The 26879-nt window shown below is 64.8% G+C and carries 22 protein-coding genes; 7 read left to right on the forward strand and 15 right to left on the reverse strand.

Going from position 1 to position 26879, the window contains the following annotated elements; translation table 11 throughout:
* Nucleotides 1-17 precede the first annotated feature (17 nt).
* Nucleotides 18-674 (reverse strand): MOSC domain-containing protein, encoded by a 657-nt coding sequence (locus tag NN5_RS13780; RefSeq protein WP_067734682.1) that lies wholly within the window; start codon nt 672-674, stop codon nt 18-20.
* 208 nt (nt 675-882) lie between these two features.
* On the opposite strand from NN5_RS13780, the gene NN5_RS13785 reads away from it, so the two are divergent.
* Nucleotides 883-1542, forward strand: a complete 660-nt coding sequence (locus NN5_RS13785) for a DUF4136 domain-containing protein (protein WP_067734716.1) — start codon at nt 883-885, stop codon at nt 1540-1542.
* A gap of 142 nt (nt 1543-1684) precedes the next feature.
* Nucleotides 1685-1846, forward strand: a complete 162-nt coding sequence (locus NN5_RS26345) for a hypothetical protein (protein ID WP_169800990.1) — start codon at nt 1685-1687, stop codon at nt 1844-1846.
* Between the two features lie 56 nt (nt 1847-1902).
* On the opposite strand, the gene dut is transcribed toward NN5_RS26345, so the two are convergent.
* From dut to NN5_RS25195, 6 genes are all read right to left on the reverse strand, one after another.
* A complete protein-coding gene (gene dut / locus NN5_RS13790) occupies nt 1903-2388 on the reverse strand; it encodes a dUTP diphosphatase (RefSeq protein WP_067734683.1) in 486 nt (161 codons plus the stop codon).
* Nucleotides 2372-4012 (reverse strand): bifunctional phosphopantothenoylcysteine decarboxylase/phosphopantothenate synthase, encoded by a 1641-nt coding sequence (locus tag NN5_RS13795; RefSeq protein ID WP_067734684.1) that lies wholly within the window; start codon nt 4010-4012, stop codon nt 2372-2374. Before NN5_RS13795 ends, dut begins: the two co-directional genes overlap by 17 nt.
* A gap of 37 nt (nt 4013-4049) precedes the next feature.
* Nucleotides 4050-5264, reverse strand: a complete 1215-nt coding sequence (locus tag NN5_RS13800; RefSeq protein WP_245656484.1) for a glycosyltransferase family protein — start codon at nt 5262-5264, stop codon at nt 4050-4052.
* 44 nt (nt 5265-5308) lie between these two features.
* Nucleotides 5309-6874, reverse strand: coding sequence for a 2-polyprenylphenol 6-hydroxylase (ubiB, locus tag NN5_RS13805; RefSeq protein ID WP_067734685.1), 1566 nt, complete (start codon nt 6872-6874; stop codon nt 5309-5311).
* Nucleotides 6875-6884: 10 nt separating this feature from the next.
* Nucleotides 6885-7616, reverse strand: coding sequence for a class I SAM-dependent methyltransferase (locus NN5_RS13810; protein ID WP_067734686.1), 732 nt, complete (start codon nt 7614-7616; stop codon nt 6885-6887).
* Nucleotides 7617-7705: 89 nt separating this feature from the next.
* On the reverse strand, nt 7706-8014 hold the full coding sequence (locus NN5_RS25195) for an excalibur calcium-binding domain-containing protein (protein WP_084384933.1): 309 nt from the start codon (nt 8012-8014) through the stop codon (nt 7706-7708).
* Nucleotides 8015-8177: 163 nt separating this feature from the next.
* On the opposite strand from NN5_RS25195, the gene NN5_RS13815 reads away from it, so the two are divergent.
* On the forward strand, nt 8178-10436 hold the full coding sequence (locus NN5_RS13815; protein ID WP_067734687.1) for a bifunctional diguanylate cyclase/phosphodiesterase: 2259 nt from the start codon (nt 8178-8180) through the stop codon (nt 10434-10436).
* Nucleotides 10437-10555: 119 nt separating this feature from the next.
* Here the strand turns inward: NN5_RS13815 and NN5_RS13820 are convergent, their stop codons facing one another.
* From NN5_RS13820 to rplJ, 4 genes are all read right to left on the reverse strand, one after another.
* Nucleotides 10556-11026 (reverse strand): CYTH domain-containing protein, encoded by a 471-nt coding sequence (locus NN5_RS13820; RefSeq protein ID WP_067734718.1) that lies wholly within the window; start codon nt 11024-11026, stop codon nt 10556-10558.
* Nucleotides 11023-11931 carry a CHAD domain-containing protein gene (locus tag NN5_RS13825; protein WP_067734688.1) on the reverse strand — a complete coding sequence of 303 codons (909 nt, stop codon included), beginning with the start codon at nt 11929-11931 and terminating at the stop codon, nt 11023-11025. Before NN5_RS13825 ends, NN5_RS13820 begins: the two co-directional genes overlap by 4 nt.
* A gap of 161 nt (nt 11932-12092) precedes the next feature.
* Nucleotides 12093-12470, reverse strand: a complete 378-nt coding sequence (gene rplL / locus NN5_RS13830; protein WP_067734689.1) for a 50S ribosomal protein L7/L12 — start codon at nt 12468-12470, stop codon at nt 12093-12095.
* Between the two features lie 87 nt (nt 12471-12557).
* Nucleotides 12558-13073 carry a 50S ribosomal protein L10 gene (gene rplJ, locus NN5_RS13835; RefSeq protein ID WP_067734690.1) on the reverse strand — a complete coding sequence of 172 codons (516 nt, stop codon included), beginning with the start codon at nt 13071-13073 and terminating at the stop codon, nt 12558-12560.
* A gap of 514 nt (nt 13074-13587) precedes the next feature.
* Between rplJ and NN5_RS13840 the strand changes: the two genes are divergently transcribed.
* Nucleotides 13588-13872 carry a hypothetical protein gene (locus NN5_RS13840; RefSeq protein WP_067734691.1) on the forward strand — a complete coding sequence of 95 codons (285 nt, stop codon included), beginning with the start codon at nt 13588-13590 and terminating at the stop codon, nt 13870-13872.
* A 39-nt stretch (nt 13873-13911) separates the two neighbouring features.
* On the opposite strand, the gene NN5_RS13845 is transcribed toward NN5_RS13840, so the two are convergent.
* The 4 genes from NN5_RS13845 to NN5_RS13860 are packed head-to-tail and all read right to left on the reverse strand — an operon-like array spanning nt 13912 to nt 15452.
* Entirely contained in the window at nt 13912-14154 is a 243-nt protein-coding gene (locus NN5_RS13845) for a helix-turn-helix domain-containing protein (RefSeq protein ID WP_067734692.1), read from the reverse strand.
* Nucleotides 14154-14711 (reverse strand): DUF2975 domain-containing protein, encoded by a 558-nt coding sequence (locus tag NN5_RS13850; protein WP_067734693.1) that lies wholly within the window; start codon nt 14709-14711, stop codon nt 14154-14156. The genes NN5_RS13845 and NN5_RS13850 overlap by 1 nt, the downstream gene beginning before the upstream one ends.
* A complete protein-coding gene (locus NN5_RS13855) occupies nt 14711-15262 on the reverse strand; it encodes a DUF2975 domain-containing protein (protein WP_067734694.1) in 552 nt (183 codons plus the stop codon). The genes NN5_RS13850 and NN5_RS13855 overlap by 1 nt, the downstream gene beginning before the upstream one ends.
* Before the next feature lie 13 nt (nt 15263-15275).
* Nucleotides 15276-15452, reverse strand: a complete 177-nt coding sequence (locus NN5_RS13860; RefSeq protein WP_157081141.1) for a hypothetical protein — start codon at nt 15450-15452, stop codon at nt 15276-15278.
* A 479-nt stretch (nt 15453-15931) separates the two neighbouring features.
* On the opposite strand from NN5_RS13860, the gene rpoB reads away from it, so the two are divergent.
* The 3 genes from rpoB to NN5_RS13875 all read left to right on the forward strand — a co-directional run bounded on the left by rpoB (nt 15932) and on the right by NN5_RS13875 (nt 26825).
* On the forward strand, nt 15932-20092 hold the full coding sequence (gene rpoB / locus NN5_RS13865) for a DNA-directed RNA polymerase subunit beta (RefSeq protein ID WP_067734696.1): 4161 nt from the start codon (nt 15932-15934) through the stop codon (nt 20090-20092).
* A 79-nt stretch (nt 20093-20171) separates the two neighbouring features.
* A complete protein-coding gene (rpoC, locus tag NN5_RS13870; RefSeq protein ID WP_067734697.1) occupies nt 20172-24458 on the forward strand; it encodes a DNA-directed RNA polymerase subunit beta' in 4287 nt (1428 codons plus the stop codon).
* A 162-nt stretch (nt 24459-24620) separates the two neighbouring features.
* On the forward strand, nt 24621-26825 hold the full coding sequence (locus NN5_RS13875) for a putative bifunctional diguanylate cyclase/phosphodiesterase (protein WP_067734698.1): 2205 nt from the start codon (nt 24621-24623) through the stop codon (nt 26823-26825).
* The last annotated feature ends 54 nt before the right edge of the window (nt 26826-26879 follow it).

A 26879-nucleotide genomic window follows, 5' to 3' on the forward strand; every position in this document is an offset into this window, starting at 1 on the left:
CTGAATGTCGATTGGTCCTAAGCCCCCAGCAGCTGCTCGCGCCGCTTCCGCCAGGGTTCGGCCAGCACGGCGACCTCTCCCAGAGCTTCCAGCCCTTCGCGGTCGCGCTTGTGGTCTCCGGCGATGAGCAGGCCGAACGTGCGCGCCACGGTCCATTCGGCATGGGGCCGTTCGAGCAGTTCGATCGCGTCGCCTGCCGAAACCTCGCCTTCCTCCAGCACACGGTAATACCAGCCCGCGATCCGGGCCTTCACCATCCGCGCATTGACCGGCTGGCCATCGAAGCGGTGATCGAGCTTCCAGCAGGGCTGGCGGCCCTGGCTGACTTCGACCAGCGCGCTGCCCAACCGGTAGCGGTCGCCCAGGCACACGGTCTCTTCGGTCATGCCCTCGGTCGCGATGTTTTCGCCGAAGGCCCCGTATTGGGCGAGCAGCGGGTGATCGCCGAGCACGCCGCGCCAGAAGGCATAGTGATCGTGCGGATAGTGGTGGATCGCCTTGTCCGGGCCGCCGTGCACCCGCAGGTCCGCCTGCTCGTCCCCCGCAAGGCCCAGCCGGTGAACGCCGACAGGCCCTTCCACCGGAGTCTTGGCAATCGCGCTGGGGTTGTCAGGCCCCTGAAAGCTTCGGACCTTACCACACTGCACGGAAAGGATCGGGACAGGACTCGTCATGGCTCGCACCTTTCCTACATTGAAAGCCGCCGTTCAAGCCACGATACCGCGTCTGGCTGGCGCGTGAACCGGGATAACCGCCCGTCGCGCCGGAAACACCATTCAACCGCTATTCATGGCGTTGATTTTACGGCAGGATCGCTAGCAATCGAAGGTTCGCGCCGAGACGGGTGCACGGGGCCCTTCGAGTTCGTGGAGCTTAACAATGATGACAGATCATCCGAACTCGCATTTCGGCAGGCTCAGGCTTGTCGCAGCCGCCATGCTGCTCATGGCCCTTGCGGCCTGTGCCGCGCCGTTCAAGGCCGACGTCTCGCGCTTCCAGTCGCAGCTTCCCGCCCCCGCGGGCCAGACTTTCGCCGTGGTCGCCGAAGATCCCAAACTCGCAGGCGGGCTGGAATTCGCGCAATATGCCGGCCTCGTGCAGGAACGCCTGGCGCATCTGGGCTACACCCCGGTGAAAGACCCGGCTAAGGCCAGCCTGATCGTGCGCTTCGACTATGGTGTCGACAATGGCCGCGAGCGCGTGCGCGCCACCACCGGAATGTCGCCCTACTGGGGTCCGTGGTACGGCCCGTACTATCGCCCCCGCCCGTTCGGCTACTGGGGTGGCCCGTGGCACTATGGCTGGTACGATCCGTTCTTCGATAACGGCATCGACAGCTACACCGTCTATACCAGCGGCATCTCGCTCAAGATCGACCGCGCCGCCGATGGCGAACGCGTGTTCGAAGGCAAGGCCGAGGCTGTCTCGACGTCCAACCGCCTGCAGTATCTGGTGCCCAACCTCATCGAATCGATGTTCACCGGTTTCCCCGGGAACTCGGGCGAGACCGTGCGCATTACCGTGGCGCCGGAAAAGAAGTGACGTGACCTGATTGGCTCCCCCTCCTGCGACAGAGAGGGAGGCACCGAGGGGCGGGTCCGGCGAGAGATCGCGCGGGCCCGCCCTTTCTCATGCGAAAGACCTTCTCAGGAAAAAGACCGGGGCTAGCCGCTTGAACACCTTCATGGCCATCCTGTCGCAGCTCTTCTGGGGCGTGACCGTGGGAGCCCTGTCCTCCGCCTTCTCGCTGCTGGCGAAAGGCGTGATGGTACTCGCCGGGCTAGGCGGCGCCGGATGGTGGAGCCTGCGGCAGCGCAGGCGCAGGAAAGACGCCGAAGAGGACTGAAGCGCGGGATCTGCTGCCGTGGTGAACCGCCGAGTTCTCCGGCCAATCCTGATCGCTCAGCTTCCGAGCGAAATCACGCCCCCGGTCGAACCGAAGCCGCCTTCGCCGCGCACGGTCTCGTCCAGTTCATCGACCGGCAGCCAGCTCGCCCGCGTCACCGGGGCCAGCACCAGCTGCGCCACGCGGTCTCCCCGGCGGATGTCGAAGCTTTCCGCGCCGTGGTTGATGAGAATGACCTTGAGCTCGCCGCGATAGTCCGAATCGATCGTGCCCGGCGTATTGGGCACAGTGATCCCGTGCTTGAGCGCGAGGCCCGAGCGCGGGCGGACCTGGATTTCGAAACCGTAGGGAATCGCCACGGCCAGCCCCGTCGCCACGGCATGGCGCGCGCCGGGGGCGATCGTCACGTCCTCGGCCGAAACCACGTCCATGCCTGCCGCGCCTTCGGTGGCATAAACAGGCAATTCCAGCCCCTCGCCATGCGGCAGGACCTTGACCGGGACGGGAACTTCAACGCCGTGTTTATTATTTGGCGAATGCATCGGCCATCCTTTCGACGAGGATGCGCGCGACATCCTCCTTGGGCATTTCGGGCAGGGAAATCACGTCGTCGCCGCGCACGATGTGGACGGCATTGGCATCCCCGCCCATGACATCGCCCGAAACATCGTTGGCAATGATCCAGTCGGCGCCCTTGCGCTTGCGCTTTTCCTTGGCGTGCTGGATCACATGCTCGGTCTCGGCGGCAAAGCCGATCAGCAGCGGCGGGCGATCGGGGCGGGAAGCGACCGTGGCGAGAATGTCCGGATTCTCGGTCAGCAGCAGCGCCGGCGGAGCCGAGCCGCGCTTCTTGAGCTTTTCCTTGGCGATATTGGCCGTGCGCCAGTCGGCCACGGCCGCCACCATCACCGCGATGTCCGCAGGCAGCGCGCGCTTGACCGCCTCGGCCATCTGCAGCGCGCTTTCGACATCGACCCGGTCGACCCCCGGCGGCGTCGGCAGATGGACCGGCCCCGCCACCAGCGTCACCCGCGCACCGGCCTGCGCGGCGGCAGCGGCGATCGCGAAACCCTGCTTTCCGGACGAGCGGTTGGCGATGTAGCGCACCGGATCGATCGGCTCCCAGGTGGGACCGGCCGTGACCAGCACATGCCGCCCCGCCAGCGGACCGTCGGCGCGCGCCATACTGACCGGGGTATTACCGGCCGGATGCCCATAAGGTTCGGGAGAGGCTGCCTCCGCGTGGCGCGAGACGAGATGATTGATCGCGGCCGGATCGGTGGGCGGCGCACCGCGGGCCGCACCCTTGCTGACCATCAGCAGCGATCCTGCGGGAGCCGGCGCCTGTTGCGCCGGGGCAGGATCCTCATGCCCGAAGGTGATCGCCTTCTTGGCCCGCTGCAGCCCGCGCGAGATCATCGAGCCGGTAAGTCCGCCCAGCCCCATGCCTTCGCCGATGCCTTCGCCCACGCCCTCGGGCGCGGCCGGTTCGGGCTCCGGCTCATGGAACTGTGGTTGCCAGGCTTCCGGATAAGGCTCGGGTTCTGGCAGGCGGTGCGTCTGCGGCAGGCCCGGGAGCCCGGATTCCAGTTCACTGCCGGGAAGCGGAGCCACTTCCACCGGCCCCAGCCCCAGGACCCAGGCCATGCGCTGCCAGATGGCCACCGGATCAGGCAGACGGCCGGGGCCGAATTCGCCGCAGGCCATCGTGCCCTCGTCCGGTTCCATCACATCGACGCCCGCCTCGCGCAGCACCTGCACATTGCGCACCGTCGCGGCGTGCTGCCACATACGCACGTTCATCGCAGGCACGGCCATGACCGGCTTGTCGGTCGCCAGCAGCATCGTCGTCGCCAGATCGTCGGCAATGCCCGAGGCCATCTTGGCCAGCAGGTCCGCCGTCGCCGGGCACACCACCACCAGATCGGCCTGACGGCTGAGCTGGATATGGCCCATCTCGGCCTCGTTCTTGAGGTCCCACAGAGTTGTATAGACGGGATTTTCGGAAAGCGCGGCGAGCGCCATGGGGGTTACGAACCTGGTGCCGCCTTCCGTCACCACGCAAGTAACCTCGCCCCCTTCCTTGCGGATGGTGCGGACGAGTTCACAGGCCTTGTAGGCAGCGATGCCGCCGCCCACGACCAGAAGTATCCGGGGTCCACTCATGCTGGGGGCTTGTGCAACAGCGTGCATGGACACGCAATTAATTTACGGCCGCAACCGGTGCAGGGACCGGCAATCGTGCTGCCGACCACAATTCGGACAGGGCGCGCGGAGCGAAGACGATCCCCGCGAACATGGCAGGCGCGATCATCGCGCCCCAGTAGAAATTGTCCCAGCGTCCGGCGAACAGGAAGGCCGCGCCATAGCCCGCGCTCAGCAGGAATCCGAACAGCCCCCCGCGCCCTTTCATGCCCAGCCAGCCGAACGTCATCAGCACCACGGCGGGCCCGGCCAGGAAATGGGGCAGCCAGCGCAAGTTGCTCGACTGCACGACATTGGCGAGCCAGCCCGGCAGCCCGCGCATGACCAGCCAGGGCGAGGAATGCGGGTCGCTGGGCAGCACATCACGCGCAACCAGTGCAAGATGAACCGTGAGCACCGCGGCGAACACGGCCACCAGCGCCGACCACGCCGCCGCTTCCCGCCAGTTGCGATACCACAGCGCGGTTGCCGCCATCAGCAGCACGAAGGGCAAGCTGTGCTCGCGAATGGCCAAGGCCAGCGCGCCGGCGCAGAACGCCCCGATCCAGCGCCCGCCCTGCCCGTTCACGCCGATGCGGTGCAGGCCGAATGACAGCGCGATCAGCCCGCCCGCCCACAGTTCGTGCAACGCGAAGTAATGGCGGTTGAGACCCAGCGAGGCCCCGACGAAAACCGTGGCCGTGGCCATGCGGCGCAGGCGCGGCGAAACGCCCTCGTCCGCGAACCGGCCCCACCACGCCGCGACAATGCCCAGCATCAGCGCCAGCGCCGCCGCGATCTGCCCCGGCGTGCCCAGCCAGGCATCGAGATAGGCCAGGGTCGGAAGCCGCACGGCCAGCCCGGGATTGACCGGGTAATGCCGCGCGCGCTGCTCGGAAACGATGAAGTCGTAATAGGACTCGCCATGCGCGATGCGGTCGATCGCCGCTTCGTAAAGCGCGATGTCCTCGTCATAGGGCTTGGCCGGGGTGCCGGGTTTTGCGGTGGTGGAAACGGGCCCTTCCACGGCTCCTTCCACTGGCCCCTGCCAGGGCGAGCGAGTGCCGGGCTTCGCGACCGGAACCACTGCCGAAGCCAGCAGCAGCAGGGCCAGCACCGCCAGCACGGCACGGGCCAGATAGGGCGGCCAGAACGCAAATCTGCTCCCGCCACCGCTCGTCCTGAGCTTGTCGAAGGGCGGTGATCCCGGCGCTGCGCCAGCGTCCTTCGACAAGCTCAGGACGAGCGGCTCTTGGTTGTGATTTTCATTTCCCGGCTCTAGCTCAGGAAACTCCAGTACGTGAACGCCCATGCGACTACGCCCCCCAGGATGGCCGCCGCACCATAGCCCACCCAGTGGTTACTTTGACGTTTACGCGCGCCCCCAAGGCCCAGAATCAGGTCGATATCCGGCAGCGGCGCCTGTTCGGGCGCGCCGCCCTTGGGCGGGAACTTCTCCTCGATCCGCCGCACCAGCGCGGGCAGGCGCGCCAGCGTGCCGATATCCTCGCGCAGCCGGTCAACGATCATCGCTTCCGGGCCCAGCTCGTCGCGGATCCAGTTCTTCACGAAAGGCGCCGCCACGTCCCACATGTTGATGTCGGGATCGAGCGCAGTTGCCAGTCCTTCGACCATGACCATGGTCTTCTGGAGCAGCAGCAGATGCGGCTGCACCTGCATGTCGAAATCGCGGGTGATCGCAAACAGCCCGTCGAGCATCTGGCCGACCGAGAGTTCGGACACCGGCTTGCCGCGCATCGGCTCGCCCACCGCGCGCAGCGCCGTCGCGAATTCGTCGACATTGTGATAGCCCGGCACATATTGCGCCTCGAAATGGATCTCGGCCACGCGGCGGTAATTGCCGGTGGTGAGGCCATAGAGGATCTCGGCCAGCCACAGCCGCGCCTGCCGGTTGATCCGGCCCATGATGCCGAAATCGATCGCGACGATCGTGCCGTCCGCCTGCACGAACAGGTTGCCCTGGTGCATGTCGGCATGGAAGAAGCCGCTTGCAATCGCCTGCGTCAGGAACGTGAGCACCAGCTTGCGGGCCAGCGCGGGCAGATCGTGCCCGGCGGCGCGCAGAGCGTCGAGATCGCTCATCTTGGCGCCGTCGACCCATTCGACCGTGAGCACCGAGCCGGTGGTGCGGTCCCAGTCGATACCGGGCACGCGGTAGCCGTGAATGCCCTTCATCGCTTCGGCCAGCTCGGAGGCCGAGGCCGCCTCGCGCCGCAAGTCGAGTTCACGCAGGGTCCAGCGCTTGAGATTGTCGACCACCGCACGCGGGCGCAGGCGCTGCGCCTCGCCGCCCAGCACCTCAAGGTGCGCGGCCGCCCACTCATAGGTCTCGACATCGCGCGCGAAGTTCTCGCGAATGCGCGGGCGCAGGACCTTGACCGCGACCTTGCGCCCGTCCGTCGTCACCGCGCGATGGACCTGCGCGATCGAGGCAGCGCCGACCGGCTCCTCCTCGATGCTGGCGAACAGCGACTCGATGGGCTTGCCGAAGCTTTCCTCGATCACCGCGCGGATCTGCGCGAAGGGCACCGGCGGCAGGCTGTCCTGCAAGGTCAGCAGATTGCGCGCGGGGCCTTCGCCGACAAGGTCGGGCCGGGTGGCCAGCGCCTGCCCCAGCTTGATCGCCGCCGGGCCGATCTCCTGGAAGGCGCCGGCATAGTCGGGCTCCGCGCCCTGCCGCGCGCCGAACCGGGCGATCCGGCACAGCCGCTTGACCGGGGCGGGCGCATTGCGGTCGTTCTCGATCCCGCGCAGCGCGCCATGCCGCGCGAGCACGCGGCCCCATTTCACGAGCCGGGCGATATGAGTGATAGGCCGGGTCACGGTTAGAAGCTCAGACCTTCCACCCCGAGTGGATCGCCACCAGCCCGCCCATGATCGGCTCGACCTTGGTGTGCTTGAAGCCCGCCTTGCGGATCATCGCCTCGAATTCGGGCATCGGCGGGAAACGGCGGATCGATTCGATCAGGTAGCGGTAGGATTCCGCGTCGCCTGCGATCATCTGGCCGATCTTCGGCACCAGCTTGTGCGAATAGCTGTCATAGACTTCCTTGAAGCCCGGCCATTCGGTGGTCGAGAATTCGAGGCAGAAAAACCGCCCGCCGTACTTGAGCACGCGAAACGCCTCGGCCAGCGCCTTGTCGATATGCGTCACGTTGCGGATGCCGAAGGCGATCGTGTAGGCATCGAAGAAACGGTCCGGAAAGCTCAGCTCCTCGGCATTCTGGCGCGACCAGACGAGACCGTCGATGCCGCGTTCCATCGCCCGGTCAATGCCGACGTCGAGCATGTCCTGATTGATGTCCGACACGGTGATCGAGGCGCCGTGCCGCGCCATGCGGAAGGCGATGTCGCCCGTGCCGCCCGCCATGTCGAGGACCTGCTCGCCCTCGCGCGGCTTCACCCGGCGCACGAACTTGTCCTTCCACAAACGGTGCATGCCGGCCGACATGGCATCGTTCATCACGTCATACTTGCGCGCGACAGAGGAGAAGACCGCGCCGACGCGCTGCTCCTTCTCGCCGGCATCGATCTCTTCGTAGCCGAAGGAAACGGTATCGCTCATGCGCCGGGCTTTAGGCGGATTCGCGGCCAGCGCAAAGGGAGATGCAGCAAATGATCGTCAGCCCTGCATCATACCGGGTACAGAATGGGTCATTCGCACGCGATGCCATCGCCATCCCGGTCCAGCCCGGCCCGGTATCCGGGATCACCCCGGCGCAAGGGCGCGGCGCCTGCAGCGCGCGCGGCTGCACAATTGGGATAGTAGGTCCCACTCCTGGAAGACGATGGCGCCCGGCGCGCGGGCGGCGATGCGGATTGCCCGGAAGCGCGATGACAGTGATATTCGCCCGTCTTGCGGTTGGTATGGCAACCGGCTGCATTGAGGCCGCCCGGATGCCCGAGGGCCGTTGTCGGCAAACCCCAGACAACCAGAGCCAGAGAGGCAAGCGCGAGTCTCATTGCGCGACCTTGGAATTAACATCTTGTCATGTCCAGACCGGCGCCAACCCTCGGTGGTATCCCATTTGCAAGCCTTAGCTTTTCCTTAGCGAGATGCTGCCATCCTCCGATGCTCCCGCCGCCTGTCCGCGGACCGGGATGAAAAGCAGGGGCCGGTCTTTTTTTGAACGTCAAGCCTGACATTGCCGGGACAACGCGTCGCCGCCGTCTGCTGGTGCCTGTCGCCAGCATGACGTTCGGCACGCTCGTCCTGCTGGTCCTGCTGGCCACCGTCCTCATCGTCTGCTTCGACCTGATCGCCTCGCAGCGCGAACAGAACATGGTGGAACAAGGCTTCCAGCGCCTCGTCGAACAGTACGAGGAAGCGCTCGTGCCCCAGGCCGACTGGGATGATGCCATCAAGCATCTGGATCACGAGTTCGACACCCACTTCGCCGACGTCAATTTCGGCTCGCAGCTCTATACCTTCAACGGCGTCACACACACGTTCTTCGTCGATGGCCAGCGCAAGGTTCTCTATGCTTCGGTGAACGGCAAGCACGCCGACAAGAAGACATTCGCCCCCTTCTCACACATCGCCGGCATACTCCTGGAACCCGTCCGCAAGGCTGAAGCCCTGCGCCCGCCGATCAAACCGGCCAGCGGCAAGGAAACGACCACGACCAAGCCGATTCAGGCCAGCGGTCTCGTCCGGATCGGGAACACCGTGTACATCGTGATTGCCACGCTGATCCAGCCGGACCTCGGCCACGTCCTTCCCAAAGGCCCCCGCGCGCCGGTGGCCATTACGGCGATGCCCATCGTCAAGCCCATGCTAGACACCTTCGCATCCCGTTATCTCGTCGACGATCTGGAAATCGTGGAGGCCGGTTCGAGCCTGTTGGACAAAGCCTATTTCCGGCTGCGGTCCCCGTCCGGCACCGAGATCGCCGCGCTCGCCTGGACTCCGCGGCGGCCCGGCGCGCTGCTGTTCGAACAGTTGCGGTGGCCCTTGCTGGGAGCACTGGTGCTTCTGGCCTTTGCCGGATGGATCCTTCTCCGGCGCTGCGGGATCATCGTCGACGAACTGATCCTCAGCGAGGAACAGGCCAAGCATCTGGGCTATCATGACCAGCTCACCGGGGTTCCCAACCGGGCCTTGCTGTTCGAACGCCTGCCGGCTCTGCTGGCCTCTATCGGCAGCGAGATCCCTATGCTGGCCGTGCTCGCCATCGATCTGGACCGGTTCAAGGAAGTGAATGATACGCTGGGCCACGATGCAGGCGACTGCCTGCTGAAAACGCTGGCCCGCCGCCTACAGACGGCGGCAGCGGCAGCCAGCGACGCCTTCATCGCCCGACTTGGCGGCGACGAATTCCTGCTGGTCAGCCCCGTGCCGGACCGCAAGGCAGCCGAGGAACTGGCCCAGCGCTGTCTGGACACGATCATGCAGCCAATGCGCTGCGAAGGGTGTCTGTCCAACGCCACCTGTTCACGCAGCATGCGTTGCGCGTTCGATGTCGGCTGCTCGGTCGGCGTCGCCCTTGCCGAAGACAACACGACCGACCCATCCGTCATCCTGCGGCGGGCCGACATGGCACTCTACCGGTCGAAGGCCAACGGCAAAGGGCGCGCGACGTTCTTCGAGCCCGGCATGGACGAAGCCTTCCGGACCCGGCGTGCCCTGGAAGACAGCCTGCGCGCATCGCTGACGAACGACACCTTTCACATGGTCTATCAACCCCAGGTCACGGCGGAAGGCACCGTCCCGGCAGTCGAAGCCCTGCTGCGCTGGACCCATCCCGAGCTTGGCGAGATTTCTCCCGCGTCGTTCATTCCGCTTGCGGAGGAAGCCGGCCTCATCATGGCCATCGGCGAATTCGTCATGCGCCGCGTCTTCGAGGAAACCGCTCGCTGGCATCACTTGCACGTCGCGATCAACGTCTCGGCCATCCAGATGCGCACGCCCGGCTACGCCACGCAAGTCATGCAGCTTGTGGCCAGGACCGGGATCGATCCCTCGCGCTACGAGATCGAGCTGACCGAAACCGCGCTGCTGGGCGACGGACCGGCAACTGCGGAAAACTTCGAGATCCTGCGGCGCCTGGGCTTTTCGATCGTGCTCGACGATTTCGGGACCGGCTATTCCAGCCTCAGCCTGCTGCACCGCTTCCGGGTCGACAAGATCAAGATCGACCGCAGCTTCGTGCATGACCTCGGCAAGAGCGAGGAAGTCAACGCACTGGTGTCCGCAATCGTGAAGCTGGCCAGATCCTTCAACCTCGGCGTGATTGCCGAAGGTGTCGAGACCGAAGAGCAACGGCAGCTGCTGACGATGGCCGGATGCAGCAAATTCCAGGGTTACCTGACCGGCGCACCGATGCCCGCCGATCGCGTGACCGCGCTGTTCGAACCCGGCACCGCCCAGCGCCGCCTCGCCTGATACCAAGTCCCTGAGATGCTGACGCATCAGACTTGGAAAATGCTCAGGCGCCGCACGGGCTTACCAAAACGCCATGAGCCAAGCTCAAGGCGTTTTGGTATGAGCGCTCCGCAGCTCCGTCAGCCCGCCTGGGCAAGCGCCATGTTGCCGTATCGCGGATCGCCGGTCACTTCCGGGCCCAGCCAATCCGGCAATGCAATAGCCTCGTCCGCCCGTTCCAGCTCGATCTCGGCTACGACAAGGCCCTCCAGCGCACCGGAAAAGACGTCCACTTCCCATGTCCGTCCGCCGCTGGCCGGCACCAGATAGCGCGTCTTTTCGACGATCCGTCCGGTGCGCATCTCCATCATCGCCAAGGCATCGGCGACCGGAATGGCATATTCGAACTCGGCGCGGGACAGGGCGGGTCCATCGGCACATGCTGCTCCTTTGACCGTGAGCTTCGCGCTGCTCTCGTCGATCACCCGGACGCGCACACTCGCCGCGTCGCTGTTCGCCAGATAGGCCTGCCGCATCCGCCGGGTTCCGGCCACCTGCCCACGCCAGGCATCATCCGCGACGAGAAACTTGCGCTCGATTTCCAAAGTCATGCCGGCTGCCGCCCCCCGGTCCGCCAGATGCCCCACAGCCTGCACCAGTGATCCGCCAGCGCGGCCGTTTCCTGCGCCAGAAGCCGTGCGACAAGCGGCCCGGCGTCCTGCTCCAGCCGCTTGCGCCGGTCCGCCGCGAGCCCGCGCAGGACGGCCGCCGGCTTGTCGTAGTGCGTGCCCGGCACGAACCCGCCAAGCCGCTCCTCCAGCACGCAGATATCGTGATGCAGCCCGAGCAGATCGGCAAGGTGGCCCAGCTCCGCCGCGCGCGGTTGCATCAGTGCGGGCCAGACGGGCGCCAGCAGGCGGGTATGATACCAGTGATATTTCATGCGCTTGCGCAGTTCATGATAATGCGCCGCATCCGGCTCGCGCGCCACCTTGCTCCAAGCCTTGTCCGCTTGCCGGAGAATCCGGCCGAGCCCGGGGCCCAGCGCGTCCCAACCCTCCTCGGTCAGAGACCAGTCCGCAACTCTTTCCCGGGCCGTGTCCAGCAGCACCCGTGCCTGTTCGAGCCGTGCCCCGGCAGCTTCGTCCGCCCCCACCTGCGCCAGTTCCCCCGCGAAGTGCTCGCGCAGGCTGAGCGCCTCGACCCGGTCGAAGTCTTCCGGCGTGCCGGCAATCAGCGCGTCGCAGGTATCGAGCAGCACTTTGGCATCGCGCGTGAAGGCCAGCAGGCGCGCAATGTCGCGGAACGCGGCGTTTTCGTAAGTGTAGTCGGGGAATCCGGGCCGCACGAGGCGCAGCAGCGCGCGCAGCTTCTTGCAGGCCTTGCGCACTTCGTGGATCGCCTTGTCGCGGGGCTGGCCGGCAATGGCCGCAAGGGCGCCGTCGATCTGTTCGCGGGCAATCCGGTGTACCGCCCGCTGCACAGTGCGGTCGCCATGTCTGAATCTATAGGCCATCGGGTGCCTCAAGAAGGCGGTCTGCTTACACAAGCAAGACAATGGCCCAGATTGTCATAATATTGCAATGTTTTCGACGCGCGATCGCAGCGCAAATGAAAAGGGCGGCCCCGATGGAGCCGCCCTTCCCATTTTTCGTCCGGTGAAGAACCGGCAGAAGATTACTTGAGCTCGACGGTGCCGCCGGCTGCTTCGATCTTCGCCTTGATGTCTTCGGCTTCAGCCTTGTTGACACCTTCCTTGACGGCCTTCGGAGCGCCTTCGACGAGAGCCTTGGCTTCAGCGAGGCCCAGGCCGGTGATGGCGCGGACTTCCTTGATGACCTGGATCTTCTTGCCGCCGTCACCGGTCAGGATGACGTCGAATTCGGTCTTCTCTTCGACGGCTTCAGCAGCGGCGCCGCCACCGGCGGGAGCAGCAACGGCCACGGCAGCAGCGGCGGAAACGCCCCATGCTTCTTCCAGGGCCTTGGCGAGGTCAGCGGCCTCAAGGACGGTCAGCTGCGACAGTTCTTCAACAAGCTTGGCGATATCGGCCATGATATTTTACTCCTGATCTGTGGTCCCGGCGGGCCTCATGCCGCAAACCGGGATAAATCGTTTCGAAACGTGTTACCGAGACTGGGCTCAGGCAGCGTCCTTGTCGGCATAGGCAGCGAAGACGCGGGCCAGCTTGGCCGCCGGAGCGGTCGAGAGCTGGGCGATCTTCGTGGCCGGAGCCTGGACGAGACCGATGAGCTTGGCGCGCAGTTCGTCGAGCGAGGGCATCGTGGCCAGAGCCTTGACACCTTCGGGGGTCAGAACGTTTGCACCCATCGCGCCGCCGACGATCTCGATCTTGTCGGTCGTCTTGGCGAATTCGACGACAGCCTTGGCGGCAGCGACGGGGTCCACCGAAGTGGCGATGGCCGTCGGGCCGGTCAGGAAGTCACCGATACCGGCATAGTCGGTATCCGCGATGGCAATCTTGGCAAGACGGTTCTTCGCAACCTTGTAAGTCGCACCGGCTTCACGGATCTTCGTGCGCAGGGCAGTGGACTGAGCCACCGACATGCCGAGGTTGCGGGTGACGACCACCACGCCGACCTCGTTGAAGACCGCGTTGAGCTGGGCGACCGAATCGGCTTTCTGCGAACGATCCATGCCTTACTCCTTCACATGTGACCGCTTGGGACGGGTGCCCCGCACGGCCGGCTACGTTTGTCCACGGTGCCGAAACACCATGGGCGAGTCCGTTCGATGGGGAAGGAGTTTCGCGCCGAAACGCGAGGTTGGCACCACGCTGCCAATGGAGCGAGGGGCCGGAAATTTCCTGTTCCCCGTCTAGGCTGCAGATTAAGAGGGAAGCCCTCGGCAGCTGTCTCGGACGGATGAACGGCAAGGCGGCGATTGCTCGGGCCTGCCGGTCAGGGCGGGCCATTGGCGCAAACACGCCGAAGAGTCAAGGTGAGTCAGACCGTGGGCTGCGGGGAAAGCCCGCCCTCAGTGCCGTTTCCAGCTATCCGGACGTTGCGAAACCACTGCGGCGGATCTGCCATGCTCCCACCGCTCACGCGACCCGCGGACTTTTACGTAGATATCTGCTCACGCTCTGTTAAACCGGCTGTGTCAGCTTCCTTGACTCAAGGGGGGCATGAACAGCCAGGAGGCGGTTCGTATGCAGTCGGTCAGGTACCAGCCCGTCCCTTTTTCCATCGGCGGCGTGGCATATCCCAGGGCGATCCCCGTATCGGCCAGCCGCGCCACATCGCCCAAGCGGTTCGGGTCCGAAGATGCCAAAGGCTTCAAGCCGATGTTCTTCGCCCACGACAATGCGCTGGAAAACGATGCCGAAGCGCGGCTGCGGCTCGACTGGGAGCAGGCGGCAGCCCAGGTCATCGCCAGGGCCTATTCCGATGAACTCCCGGACGAGAAAGGGGCTCTCTTCGACTTCACAGTCTGAAAGCCCCCGTTCCTTTCCGTCAGGTTCCGCCGCTGCGCACTATTCGCCCGCGGCCTGATAACCGAGCAGATCGCCGGGCTGGCAATCGAGTTCCCGGCAGATCGCCTCCAGCGTCGAAAAGCGGATCGCCTTGGCCTTGCCGGTCTTGAGGATCGAGAGGTTGGCCAGAGTGATGCCGATGCGCTCGGCCAGTTCGGTGAGCGTCATGCGGCGGGCATAGAGCAGGTCATCGAGCTTGACCACGATCCGGGTTCCTTCCGTTTCAGCGGCATCCGCGCCCATCACACGGTCCCTTCGACTTCGTCCTGCAGGCGGTTGCCATGCCGGAACACACGGGCCAGGACGAACAGCACCAAGGCAAACGCCAGGGTATTGCCGCCGCCGAGATCGACTGAGATGTCGAAGCCATTGACGCTGCCGCCTACCGGCACGTCGAGCCAGCGCGCGATCCAGCCGATCCCCCACAACTCGGCAAGGCGCCAGCCCAGCCGCTCGATGCGGCCGGCATTGGCCCGATCGAACGGATTGCGCGCGGCCACGCTGGCAACGATATTGAGCACGTTGCCGATACCGCCGGCAATCACCGACAGCGCCACCAGCGCCAGAATCATCCCCGCCACCGGATCCCACATGGGATCGGACAAGGCATGGCCGACCGGCGGCTGCGTGGTCATCGTCACCACCAGGCCGATCAGGGCCGCACCCATCGTCAGCGCCACGCCCGCCAGCGCCGTCACCAGGACCACCACGGCCGCGACGAGCAGCGGGTCCTGCAGGCTCCGCCGCCAAGTCTCACCCGAAGGCGCGCGTTCGAACAGCATTTTCAGTCCGAATGTCATTATACGGTTCCTTCGAGTTCGGCGCGCATCTCGGCGCCCTTGCGGAACACGCGGGCGAGGATGAACAGGATCAGCATGAGCAGCAGGCCATTGGCATCGAGCCCGGTATCCACGTGAATATCGGACAGGTTCGCGCCCGCGCCCTTGGCCACATTGTGAATCCACAGGGCGATGCCGGCGATCGGCAGGCCGATGAGCTGGACCACCAGCGTCAGCCAGGCCATTCGCGTCAGGCGCCTGGCATTGACCGGCACGAAAGGATCGCCTTCGCCCACGGTGTCGACGATCTGCTTGAGCAGCTGGAATATCCGGAACAGGACAGCCAGCAGGGCCGCCGCCAGCAGGCAGACAGCCGTAACCGCCGCCATGAACTGCGGGAATACCAGGTCCGGCGCATCCTTCAGCAGCTCGGCCATGACATGATCGCGCATGAAGAAGACGGTCGGCGCGGCGGACAGGCACGCCACCACGCTCAGCGCCATGAGCCCCATCAGGAACCACAGGACGCCCTTGGCCACGGCCAGCAGCGGGTCACGCTTGATCGAGGTCATGCCCCGCCTCCCCTCACATCAGCGCCGGGGCATAAGCGCCCGGCGCGGACACGACCACGATTGCAGAGGCGGCCGGAGCCTGGCTGCGGGCCGGCGTGGTCACGGTCGGAATCCAGAAGGTCATCACGGCCGCGGCGGCCAGGACGACAGCGAAGGGGCGGAAGGCGCCCCGGGCCTCTCGGTGGGTCATTTCATGTTCTCCGATATACGTCATATCGATATTCAATAATATCGAGTCGACTTATTGTCAAACGATAATATCGAAAAACGATATGCACATGATCGACGATCAATACACAGGCCTGCCCGGCGGGGTTTCGGCGAAGACCGGAGTGGCCAAGGGAGGCAGGACCCGGCCGCCCCTCGGGACACCGTTTGACACGCCCGGAGCAGCCTCCTATATGGCCGTTTCGCTCGGCGCTTCGAGCAAGGCGGGTCCATGCGCGGGGACACGCCCGGGAAGGAAGCGGTCCGGGTATCCATCTGACGCATCAGGCTGCAGGCCGCATTGAGCCCTTTCCCAAGGGATTCCGTGCATGCCGGCGGCCTTTTGGTGTTTCCGGTGATCCGCTTTCGAGCGGAAGTATCGTCCTCGCGAAGACGAATTTTTTTCGGACCGTTCGATCGCGAATCGGTCCCTATTGAGAAGCGAAGAGGCAACAGACCCACATGGCGACCAAGCCCCTCGACACGACTGGCCGCACGGCCAAGAAGCGTATCCGCAAGATTTTCGGCGACATCCACGAAGTCGTCCAGATGCCCAACCTCATCGAGGTCCAGCGCGAAAGCTACGAGCAGTTCCTGCGCTCCGATCCCTCGGTGGGCTATGTCTCGGGCCTCGAAAAGACGCTGCGCTCGGTGTTCCCGATCCGCGACTTCGCCGGCACCAGCGAACTGGACTTCGTCCACTACGAGCTGGAAGACCCGAAGTACGACGTGACCGAATGCCGCCAGCGCGGCATCACGTACGCAGCCCCGATGAAGGTCACGCTGCGCCTGATCGTGTTCGAGGTGGACGCCGAGACCGAGACCCGCTCGGTCCTCGATATCAAGGAGCAGGACGTTTACATGGGCGACATGCCGCTCATGACCGAGAACGGCACCTTCTTCATCAACGGCACCGAGCGCGTGATCGTCTCGCAGATGCACCGTTCGCCGGGCGTGCTGTTCGACCATGACCGTGGCAAGACCCACTCCTCGGGCAAGTTCCTCTTCGCCGCCCGCGTGATTCCGTACCGCGGCTCCTGGCTGGACTTCGAGTTCGACGCCAAGGACATCGTCAACGTGCGTATCGACCGCAAGCGCAAGCTGCCGGTCACCTCGCTGCTTTATGCTCTCGGCCTCGATAGCGAGCAGATCCTCGACTACTTCTACGAGACCGTGACCTGGCAGCGCGGCGAAGGCGGCTGGCGCCTGCCTTACGTTCCGGAAGCCTGGCGCGGCGCGAAGCCGGCTTTCGACATCGTCGATGCCAAGTCGGGCGAAGTCGTGTTCGGCGCCGGCCACAAGATCAGCCCCCGCGCCGCCAACAAGGCGCAGAAGGACGGCCTTGAGGAACTCCTCATCCCGACCGAGGAAATCTTCGGCCGCTATTCGGCCCGCGACCTGATCGACGAATCGACCGGCCGCATCTGGATCGAAGCCGGCGACGAAGTGACGCCGGAAAACCTGGAAGCGCTCGACGCTGCCGGGATCGACCAGCTCGACCTGCTCGACATCGACGACATCAACACCGGCCCGTGGATCCGCAACACCATGAAGGCCGACAAGGCCGAGAACCGCGAGATGGGCCTTGAGTCGATCTACAAGGTCATGCGCCCGGGCGAACCGCCGACGAAGGAAACCGCCGAAGCCCTGTTCGACGGCCTGTTCTTCGACGCCGACCGCTACGACCTTTCGGCCGTCGGCCGCGTCAAGCTGAACATGCGTCTGGGCCTCGATGCCGAGGACACCGTCACCACCCTGCGCGTCGAGGACATCCTCGCCGTGGTCAAGGAACTGGTGAACCTCAAGGACGGCAAGGGCGAGATCGACGACATCGACAATCTCGGCAACCGCCGCGTCCGTTCGGTGGGCGAGCTGCTGGAAAACCAGTACCGCGTCGGCCTGCTGCGCATGGAGCGCGCCGTCAAGGAACGCATGAGCTCGGTCGACGTCTCGACCGTGATGCCGAACGACCTCATCAACGCCAAGCCCGCCGTGGCCGCCGTTCGCGAGTTCTTCGGCTCCTCGCAGCTCTCGCAGTTCATGGACCAGACCAACCCGCTCTCGGAAGTCACCCACAAGCGCCGCGTTTCGGCGCTTGGGCCGGGCGGTCTCACCCGTGAGCGCGCCGGCTTCGAAGTCCGCGACGTTCACCCGACCCACTATGGCCGCATCTGCCCGATTGAAACGCCGGAAGGCCCGAACATCGGTCTGATCAACTCGCTCTCCACCTTCGCCCGCGTCAACAAGTACGGCTTCATCGAGACCCCGTACCGCAAGGTGATCGACGGCAAGGTGACCGGCGAGGTGATCTACCTCTCGGCCATGGAAGAGCAGAAGCACACCGTCGCGCAGGCTTCGGCCGAACTCGACAGCGACGGCAAGTTCGTCGAGGATCTCATCTCGGCCCGCCAGAACGGCGAATTCGTGATGAGCCCGTCTGACCAGATCACGCTGATGGACGTTTCGCCCAAGCAGCTCGTCTCGGTCGCCGCCTCGCTCATTCCGTTCCTGGAAAACGACGACGCCAACCGCGCTCTCATGGGCTCGAACATGCAGCGTCAGGCGGTGCCGCTGGTCAAGGCCGACGCTCCGCTGGTCGGCACCGGCATGGAAGAGACCGTGGCCCGCGATTCGGGCGCCGCGATCTCGGCGCTGCGCGATGGCGTGGTCGACCAGGTCGACGCCACCCGTATCGTCATCCGCGCCTCGGGCGACATCGAGCCGGGCCGTTCGGGCGTCGACATCTACCGTCTGCAGAAGTTCGAGCGTTCGAACCAGTCGACCTGCATCAACCAGCGTCCGCTGGTGAAGGTGGGCGACCTGATCCGCAAGGGCGACACCATCGCCGACGGCCCGTCGACCGAACTCGGCGAACTGGCGCTGGGCCGCAACGTGCTCGTCGCGTTCATGCCCTGGAACGGCTACAACTACGAGGACTCCATCCTCATCTCCGAGCGGATCGTGAAGGACGACGTCTTCACCTCGATCCACATCGACGAGTTCGAGGTCATGGCCCGCGACACCAAGCTGGGTCCGGAAGACATCACCCGCGACATCCCCAACGTCGGCGAGGAAGCCCTGCGCAACCTCGACGAGGCGGGCATCGTCTATGTCGGCGCCGAAGTGCACCCGGGTGACATCCTCGTCGGCAAGATCACGCCGAAGGGCGAAAGCCCGATGACGCCGGAAGAAAAGCTGCTGCGCGCCATCTTCGGCGAAAAGGCCAGCGACGTGCGCGACACTTCGCTCCGCCTGCCCCCGGGCGTTGCCGGCACCATCGTCGACGTGCGCGTGTTCAACCGCCACGGTATCGAGATCGACGACCGTACCCGCGCGATCCAGAACGAGGAAATCGAACGCCTCGCCAAGGACCGTGAGGACGAACGCGCGATCCTCAACCGCGCGACCTACAACCGCCTGGCTGAAATGCTGCTCGGCCAGGTCGCCGCTTCCGCTCCCAAGGGCGTGAAGAAGGGCATCGAGATCACCGAAGAGATCCTCGCCGAAGTCGAGAAGCACGAATGGTGGAAGTTCGCCGTCGCGGACGACCACATGCAGGGCCAGCTCGAAGCGGTGAAGTCGCAGTATGACCTCACCGTCAAGGCGATCCAGGAGAAGTTCGAGGACCGCAAGGAAAAGCTGGAGCGCGGCGACGAGCTGGCACCCGGCGTGCTCAAGATGGTCAAGGTCTTCGTCGCGGTGAAGCGCAAGCTGCAGCCGGGCGACAAGATGGCCGGCCGTCACGGCAACAAGGGTATCATCAGCCGCATCCTGCCGCAGGAAGACATGCCGTTCCTCGCGGACGGCACGCCGGTCGACTTCGTGCTCAACCCGCTGGGCGTGCCTTCGCGCATGAACGTCGGGCAGATCTTCGAAACCCACCTGGGCTGGGCCGCGCGCGGCCTGGGCCAGAAGGTGGCCGATGCGCTCGATGCGTGGCGCGCCGCCAATCCCGATCCGGTCGCGGGCCAGCCGCCCGAAGCCGTCCGGGAAGTGCTGCAGGAAATCTACGGCGAGAACTACGCCGACGATATCGCTGCCCGCACCCCCGAGCAGATCGTCGAACTGGCCCAGAACGTGCGCAAGGGCGTGCCGATGGGCACCCCGGTGTTCGACGGTGCGGTGGAAGCCGACGTTTCGGCCATGCTGCGTCTCGCCGGGCTCGACGAATCGGGCCAGGTGGACCTCTTCGACGGCCGCACCGGCGACCGCTTCGACCGCAAGGTGACGGTCGGCTACAAGTACGTGCTCAAGCTGCACCACCTTGTCGACGACAAGATCCACGCGCGTTCGATCGGCCCCTACAGCCTCGTCACCCAGCAGCCGCTGGGCGGTAAGGCGCAGTTCGGCGGCCAGCGCTTCGGTGAAATGGAGGTCTGGGCGCTCCAGGCCTACGGCGCGGCGTACACCTTGCAGGAAATGCTGACGGTGAAGTCGGACGACGTGGTCGGCCGCACCAAGGTCTACGAAGCGATCGTCAAGGGCGACGACACCTTCGAGGCCGGCATTCCGGAGAGCTTCAACGTTCTCGTCAAGGAAATGCGCTCGCTGGGCCTCAACGTCGAGCTCAAGAGCCTCGACGACGACGAGGACGGCGACATGCTGCCCGAGGCTGCGGAGTAACAGGGAACCGGGCGGCTTCCAGAGTGAGCCGCCCTCCCTTTCCGCTCCGACGAATTCACCCTTCAATGGGAATTGAACTATGAACGACCTGACCAAGTTCACCAACCAGATGGCGAAGCCCGAGACCTTCGATCAGATCCAGATCGGCCTCGCGAGCCCCGAGCGTATCCGCTCCTGGTCCTTCGGCGAGATCAAGAAGCCGGAAACGATCAACTACCGCACGTTCAAGCCGGAACGTGACGGCCTGTTCTGCGCGCGCATCTTCGGCCCGGTGAAGGACTACGAGTGCCTTTGCGGCAAGTACAAGCGCATGAAGTACAAGGGCGTCGTCTGCGAAAAGTGCGGCGTCGAAGTCACCGTCACCAAGGTGCGCCGCGAGCGCATGGGCCACATCGAGCTGGCCGCGCCGGTCGCGCACATCTGGTTCCTGAAGTCGCTGCCTTCGCGCATCGGCCTGCTGCTCGACATGCAGCTCAAGCAGCTTGAGCGCGTGCTGTACTTCGAAAGCTACATCGTCATCGAGCCGGGCCTGACCCCGCTGGAGAAGTACCAGCTTCTCACCGAAGACGAACTGCTCGACGCGCAGGACGAATACGGCGAAGACGCCTTCTCGGCCGGCATCGGCGCCGAGGCAGTGAAGCAGATGCTCATCGCGCTCGACCTCGAACAGGAACGCGCGGACCTGCTGCAGGAGCTTGAGACCACCAAGTCGGAACTCAAGCCCAAGAAGATCATCAAGCGCCTCAAGGTCGTCGAATCGTTCATCGATTCGGGCAACCGTCCCGAGTGGATGATCCTCGAAGTCGTGCCGGTCATTCCGCCCGAACTGCGCCCGCTGGTTCCGCTGGACGGCGGCCGCTTCGCGACCTCGGACCTCAACGACCTCTACCGCCGCGTCATCAACCGCAACAACCGTCTGAAGCGCCTGATCGAACTGCGCGCGCCGGACATCATCGTGCGCAACGAAAAGCGCATGTTGCAGGAAGCGGTTGACGCCCTGTTCGACAACGGCCGCCGCGGCCGCGTCATCACCGGCGCCAACAAGAGGCCCTTGAAGTCGCTGTCCGACATGCTGAAGGGCAAGCAGGGCCGCTTCCGTCAGAACCTGCTCGGCAAGCGCGTCGACTATTCGGGCCGTTCGGTCATCGTGACCGGTCCGGAACTCAAGCTGCACCAGTGCGGCCTGCCCAAGAAGATGGCGCTCGAACTGTTCAAGCCGTTCATCTACGCCCGCCTCGACGCCAAGGGTCTTTCGATGACCCTCAAGCAGGCCAAGAAGTGGGTCGAAAAGGAGCGCAAGGAAGTCTGGGACATCCTCGACGAAGTCATTCGCGAGCACCCGGTCATGCTGAACCGCGCGCCGACGCTGCACCGTCTGGGCATCCAGGCGTTCGAGCCGGTCCTCATCGAAGGCAAGGCGATCCAGCTTCACCCGCTCGTCTGCTCGGCCTTCAACGCCGACTTCGACGGTGACCAGATGGCCGTCCACGTGCCGCTTTCGCTGGAAGCCCAGCTCGAAGCGCGCGTGCTGATGATGTCGACCAACAACATCCTCTCGCCCGCCAACGGCAAGCCGATCATCGTGCCTTCGCAGGACATGGTGCTGGGGCTCTACTACCTGTCGATGGACCGCGACGGCGAACCGGGCGAAGGCATGAAGTTCGGCGACATGGCCGAAGTGCATCAGGCGCTGTTCAACGGCACTGTCACCCTGCACTCGAAGATCGAGGCCCGCGTGCCGCAGACCGACGAGAGCGGCCAGCAGTACATGAAGCGGTTCCAGACCACCCCGGGCCGTATGCTGATCGGCGAATGCCTGCCGAAGAGCCACACCGTGCCCTTCGACGTCGTCAACCGCCTTCTCACCAAGAAGGAAATCGGCGACGTTATCGACCAGGTCTATCGCCACACCGGCCAGAAGGACACGGTGCTGTTCGCCGACGCCATCATGAGCCTCGGCTTCCGCAACGCGTTCAAGGCCGGCATCTCCTTCGGCAAGGATGACATGATCATTCCGGAATCGAAGGAAGCCCTGGTCAATGAAACCAAGGAACTGGTTGCTGACTACGAGCAGCAGTACCAGGACGGTCTCATCACCCAGCAGGAAAAGTACAACAAGGTGATCGACGCCTGGAGCCGCTGCGGCGACCAGGTGGCGAACGCCATGATGGAAGAGCTGAAGGCCCAGCCGATCGATCCCGAAACCGGCCGCATGGCCCAGATCAACTCGATCTACATGATGAGCCACTCGGGTGCCCGTGGTAGCCCGGCCCAGATGAAGCAGCTTGGCGGTATGCGCGGCCTCATGGCCAAGCCGTCGGGCGAGATCATCGAAACGCCGATCATCTCGAACTTCAAGGAAGGTCTGACCGTTCTTGAATACTTCAACTCGACCCACGGCGCCCGCAAGGGTCTGGCCGACACCGCGCTCAAGACGGCGAACTCGGGCTACCTGACCCGCCGTCTGGTCGACGTGTCGCAGGACTGCGTCGTCGTGATCGAGGACTGCGGCACCGAGCGTGCGCTGGAAATGCGCGCGATCGTGCAGGGCGGTTCGGTGATCGCCTCGCTGGCCGAGCGTATCCTGGGCCGTACCCTGGCCGAGGACATCGTCACCAAGGATGGCGAGATCGTCGTCGCCAACGGCACCCTGCTCGACGAAACCGCCGTCAAGCAGATCGAGGAATCGGGCGCGCAGTCGGCCCGCATCCGCTCGCCGCTGGTCTGCGAGGCGGAACAGGGCGTCTGCGCCAAGTGCTATGGCCGTGACCTGGCTCGCGGTACGCCGGTCAACATCGGTGAAGCTGTCGGCGTTATCGCCGCGCAGTCGATCGGTGAGCCGGGCACGCAGCTCACCATGCGTACCTTCCACATCGGCGGCGCCGCGCAGCTCAACGAAACCAGCCATCTGGAATCGATCTGCGACGGCACCGTGCAGTACCGCGACATCCCGACCATCGTCGACAAGCGGGGCCGCCGCCTGTCGCTCGCCCGCAACGGCGAAGTCGTGGTGATCGACACCGAGGGCCGCGAGCGCGCGATGCACCGCGTGCCTTACGGTACGGTGCTGCTGCACACCGATGGCGCATCGGTGAAGGAAGGCGAACGCCTGGCCGAGTGGGACCCGTTCACCCTGCCGATCATCACCGAAACCTCGGGCGTGGTGAAGTATCAGGACCTGATCGACACCCGCACGCTGACCGAGCAGACCGACGATGCCACCGGCATGACCAGCCGCGTCGTCACCGAAGACCGTTCGTCGAGCCGTTCGAAGAAGAAGGAAGACCTGCGTCCGCGCATCACCCTTCTCGACGATCAGTCCGGCGAGGCCGCGCGCTACATGATGGCACCGGGCACCACGCTCTCGGTGGAAGACGGCCAGATGGTCGATGCCGGCGACATCATCGCCCGTGCATCGCGCGAAGCTGCCAAGACCCGCGACATCACCGGCGGTCTGCCGCGCGTTGCCGAGCTGTTCGAGGCCCGCAAGCCCAAGGACAACTCGATCATCGCCAAGGTCTCGGGACGCATCGAATTCGTGCGTGACTACAAGGCCAAGCGCAAGATCGCGATCATCCCGGAAGAGGGCGATCCGGTGGAATACCTGATCCCCAAGAGCCGCGTGATCGACGTGCAGGAAGGCGACTACGTCAAGAAGGGCGACAACCTGATCTCGGGCTCGCCCGATCCGCACGACATCCTTGAAGTGCTCGGCGTCGAAGCGCTGGCGGAATACCTCGTGGCGGAAATCCAGGAAGTCTACCGCTTGCAGGGCGTGAAGATCAACGACAAGCACATCGAAGTGATCGTTCGCCAGATGCTGCAGAAGGTCGAGATCACCGACGGCGGCGACACCACGCTGCTGGCGGGCGAGCAGGTCGACTACGAGGAAATGAACGAGTACAACGCGAAGCTGAAGCCGGGCCAGAAGCCCGCCGAAGGCAAGCCGGTGCTGCTCGGCATCACCAAGGCCTCGCTGCAGACCCGTTCGTTCATCTCGGCCGCTTCGTTCCAGGAAACCACCCGCGTGCTCACGCAGGCGGCGGTCGAAGGAAAGAAGGACTCGCTGATCGGTCTGAAGGAAAACGTCATCGTCGGCCGTCTGATCCCGGCGGGCACCGGTGCGGGCATGAACCGCGTCCGCGTGGCGGCCTCCAGCCGCGACGCAGCGCTGCGTGCCTCCTACCGCAAGATGCAGGGCTCGATCATCGCGGCCAACACCGCGGCGGAAGAGCACGAGGCCGAACTGCACCGCAATCCGCTCGACGATCTGGGTGACGATCCGCTGGCAGTGGTCGAGGGCGAGACCCACGGCACCGACGCCGATGCGGGCGATTACCTGCTGAAGGGTGACGAAGCCGAGTAAGACCGGCTTTCGATCTCCGAAACGAAACGGGAAGCCCCGCCGGTCCGATCCGGCGGGGCTTTTTGTATGCACAAGAATGGCTTACGGCAGGACATGGTTACTCGCTGGTAACGTTCTCCGGTCTATGAACCGCTGTCCTCACGGGGGTTCAAGCTGGCGAAGATGGCCTGGAATTTCGCGCGCACTGCCAAGAAAAATGCCTTGCGCGGCAACACCGAGTTTGCCGCGCAATCCGCCATGTCGTCCGCACAGGCCCAGGCCTTCTGCCGGGTCGTGGAAAATCTCGATGCCATCGGCTTCTGGTCCACCGATGCGGAAGGGGCCATTGTCCACCTGTCCGGCAAGGCGATGACGCGGCTACCCGATCCGGCGGCTGCATTCGGGCAGCAATTGACCGGCCTGTTCACCGAACTCGACGACGCCGGCGAGAACGGGCGCAGCCTGCGCTTCGCGCTCTCGCGGCGTTCGCGGTTCGAGCGGCTGGCCGTTTGCACCGGTGACGACGAGAACCGCCGCTGGTGGCTGCTATCGGGCGAAGCGCAATTCGATCATGCGCAGCACTTCACCGGATTCTCGGGCATCTGCGCCGAAATCACCGACGATCGCCGCATTGCCGAGGAAAACGCCAAGGCGGCAATGCACGATCCGCTGACCGGCCTGCTCAATCGCCGCCAGATGGCGCGCAAGCTCGAACGCACGCTGAGTTCCTACAAGGGCACGAAGCGCCCCTGCGCGACCCTGCTGATCGACCTCGACCGCTTCAAGCAGGTCAACGATACCCTGGGGCACTCGGCGGGCGATGCGCTGCTCAAGCAGGTCTCGGAACGCCTGCTGACGATCCTGAAGGATCCCGAAAAGGTCTGCCGCCTCGGCGGCGACGAGTTCCAGGTGCTGCTCCCCGACGTCGAGGACCGGGGCGATCTCGGCGATCTGGCGGAACGGATCATCGGCATGATCTCTCAGCCCTATTCGATCGAGGGCAGCCGCTGCATCATCGGCGCGTCGGTCGGCATCGCGATCAGCCCGTTCGACGGCATCGAAACCGACGAACTGGTGCGCAATGCCGATCTCGCGCTCTATGCCGCCAAGCATGGCGGACGCGGTGCCTTCCGTTTCTTCTCGCGCGAGCTGCTGACGGCGGCGGAAGAACGGCGGCAGCTTGAGGAGGACCTCCACGACGCGCTGACCCGCGGCGAGTTCGAGCTCCACTATCAGCCCATCGTCCATTGCGACACCAACACCGTGTCCGGGGCCGAGGCGCTGATCCGCTGGAACCACCCGGACAAGGGCATGATCAGCCCGGCGCTGTTCATTCCCATCGCCGAGGAATCGGCCCTGATCCGGCGTATTGGCGACTGGGCCTTGCGCACCGCCTGCATGGAAGCGGCGCAATGGCCCCGCCCCTTGCGCGTGGCCGTGAACATTTCCCCCACCCACTTCAGCGATCCCGGCTTTCCGGCCTCGGTGACTCATGCCCTGGCGGCTTCCGGCCTCGAACCCGAACGGCTCGAACTGGAGATTACCGAAGGCGTGTTCCTGACCCAGGGCACCGAAGCCGATGCGCGCTTCAAGACGCTCAAGACGCTGGGCGTGCGCCTGTCGCTCGACGATTTCGGCACCGGCTACTCCTCGCTCGGCTATCTCAAGACTGCGCCCTTCGACAAGATCAAGATCGACCAGAGCTTCGTGCGCGGCGCGACCGAAGAGGGATCGCGCAACCGGGCGATCATCGCCGCAATCGTCGCACTCGCCGAAGCGCTCGACATGGAAACCACGGCCGAGGGCATCGAAACCCACGATCAGCTCGACCTGATGCGCGAACTCGGCGTCGGCCTGATACAGGGCTATATCTATTCGCGTCCGCTCGTCGGCACCGAATTCCTCAAAGGCGCGCAACAGGAATCCGGCTGGGGCATCGAGCCCGAGGGCCCAGCCCGGCAGCGGCATGACCGCATTTCGCTGTTCCGATGGATCGGCGCCATCCACGAGGATTTCTATTATCCCGTCGTCCTGCGCAACCTCTCGACCACGGGCGCGCTGATCGAGGGGCTGGAGGACGTGCCGCTGGGCACGCGCTTCGTGATCTACTTCGGCGAGGGCCAGCTCGAAGTCGCAACCGTCCGCCGCGCCATGAACGAACAGCTCGGCCTCGAATTCGACAAGACGCTGGTCAACGACGGGACGGGCGCCCTGTGCACCCGCACCCGCATCTCGCCCTACGACCTCATCAGCGCAGGCCTGCCGGCCGACTTCGAAGCGAGCACCATCCGCACGCCGATCGGCCCGCGCGACGGCAAGATCAGCGTTCCGGCCTTCACGTCGACGATCGGGCGCAAGGCGATCTGGGGCACGCAGAATTCGCAATGAGTCCGCCTGCACACCAGCATGGGACTCGATCGCCGGCGGACAGGGATCGACGAG

Source organism: Novosphingobium naphthalenivorans NBRC 102051 (assembly GCF_001590985.1).
GTDB lineage: Bacteria > Pseudomonadota > Alphaproteobacteria > Sphingomonadales > Sphingomonadaceae > Novosphingobium > Novosphingobium naphthalenivorans.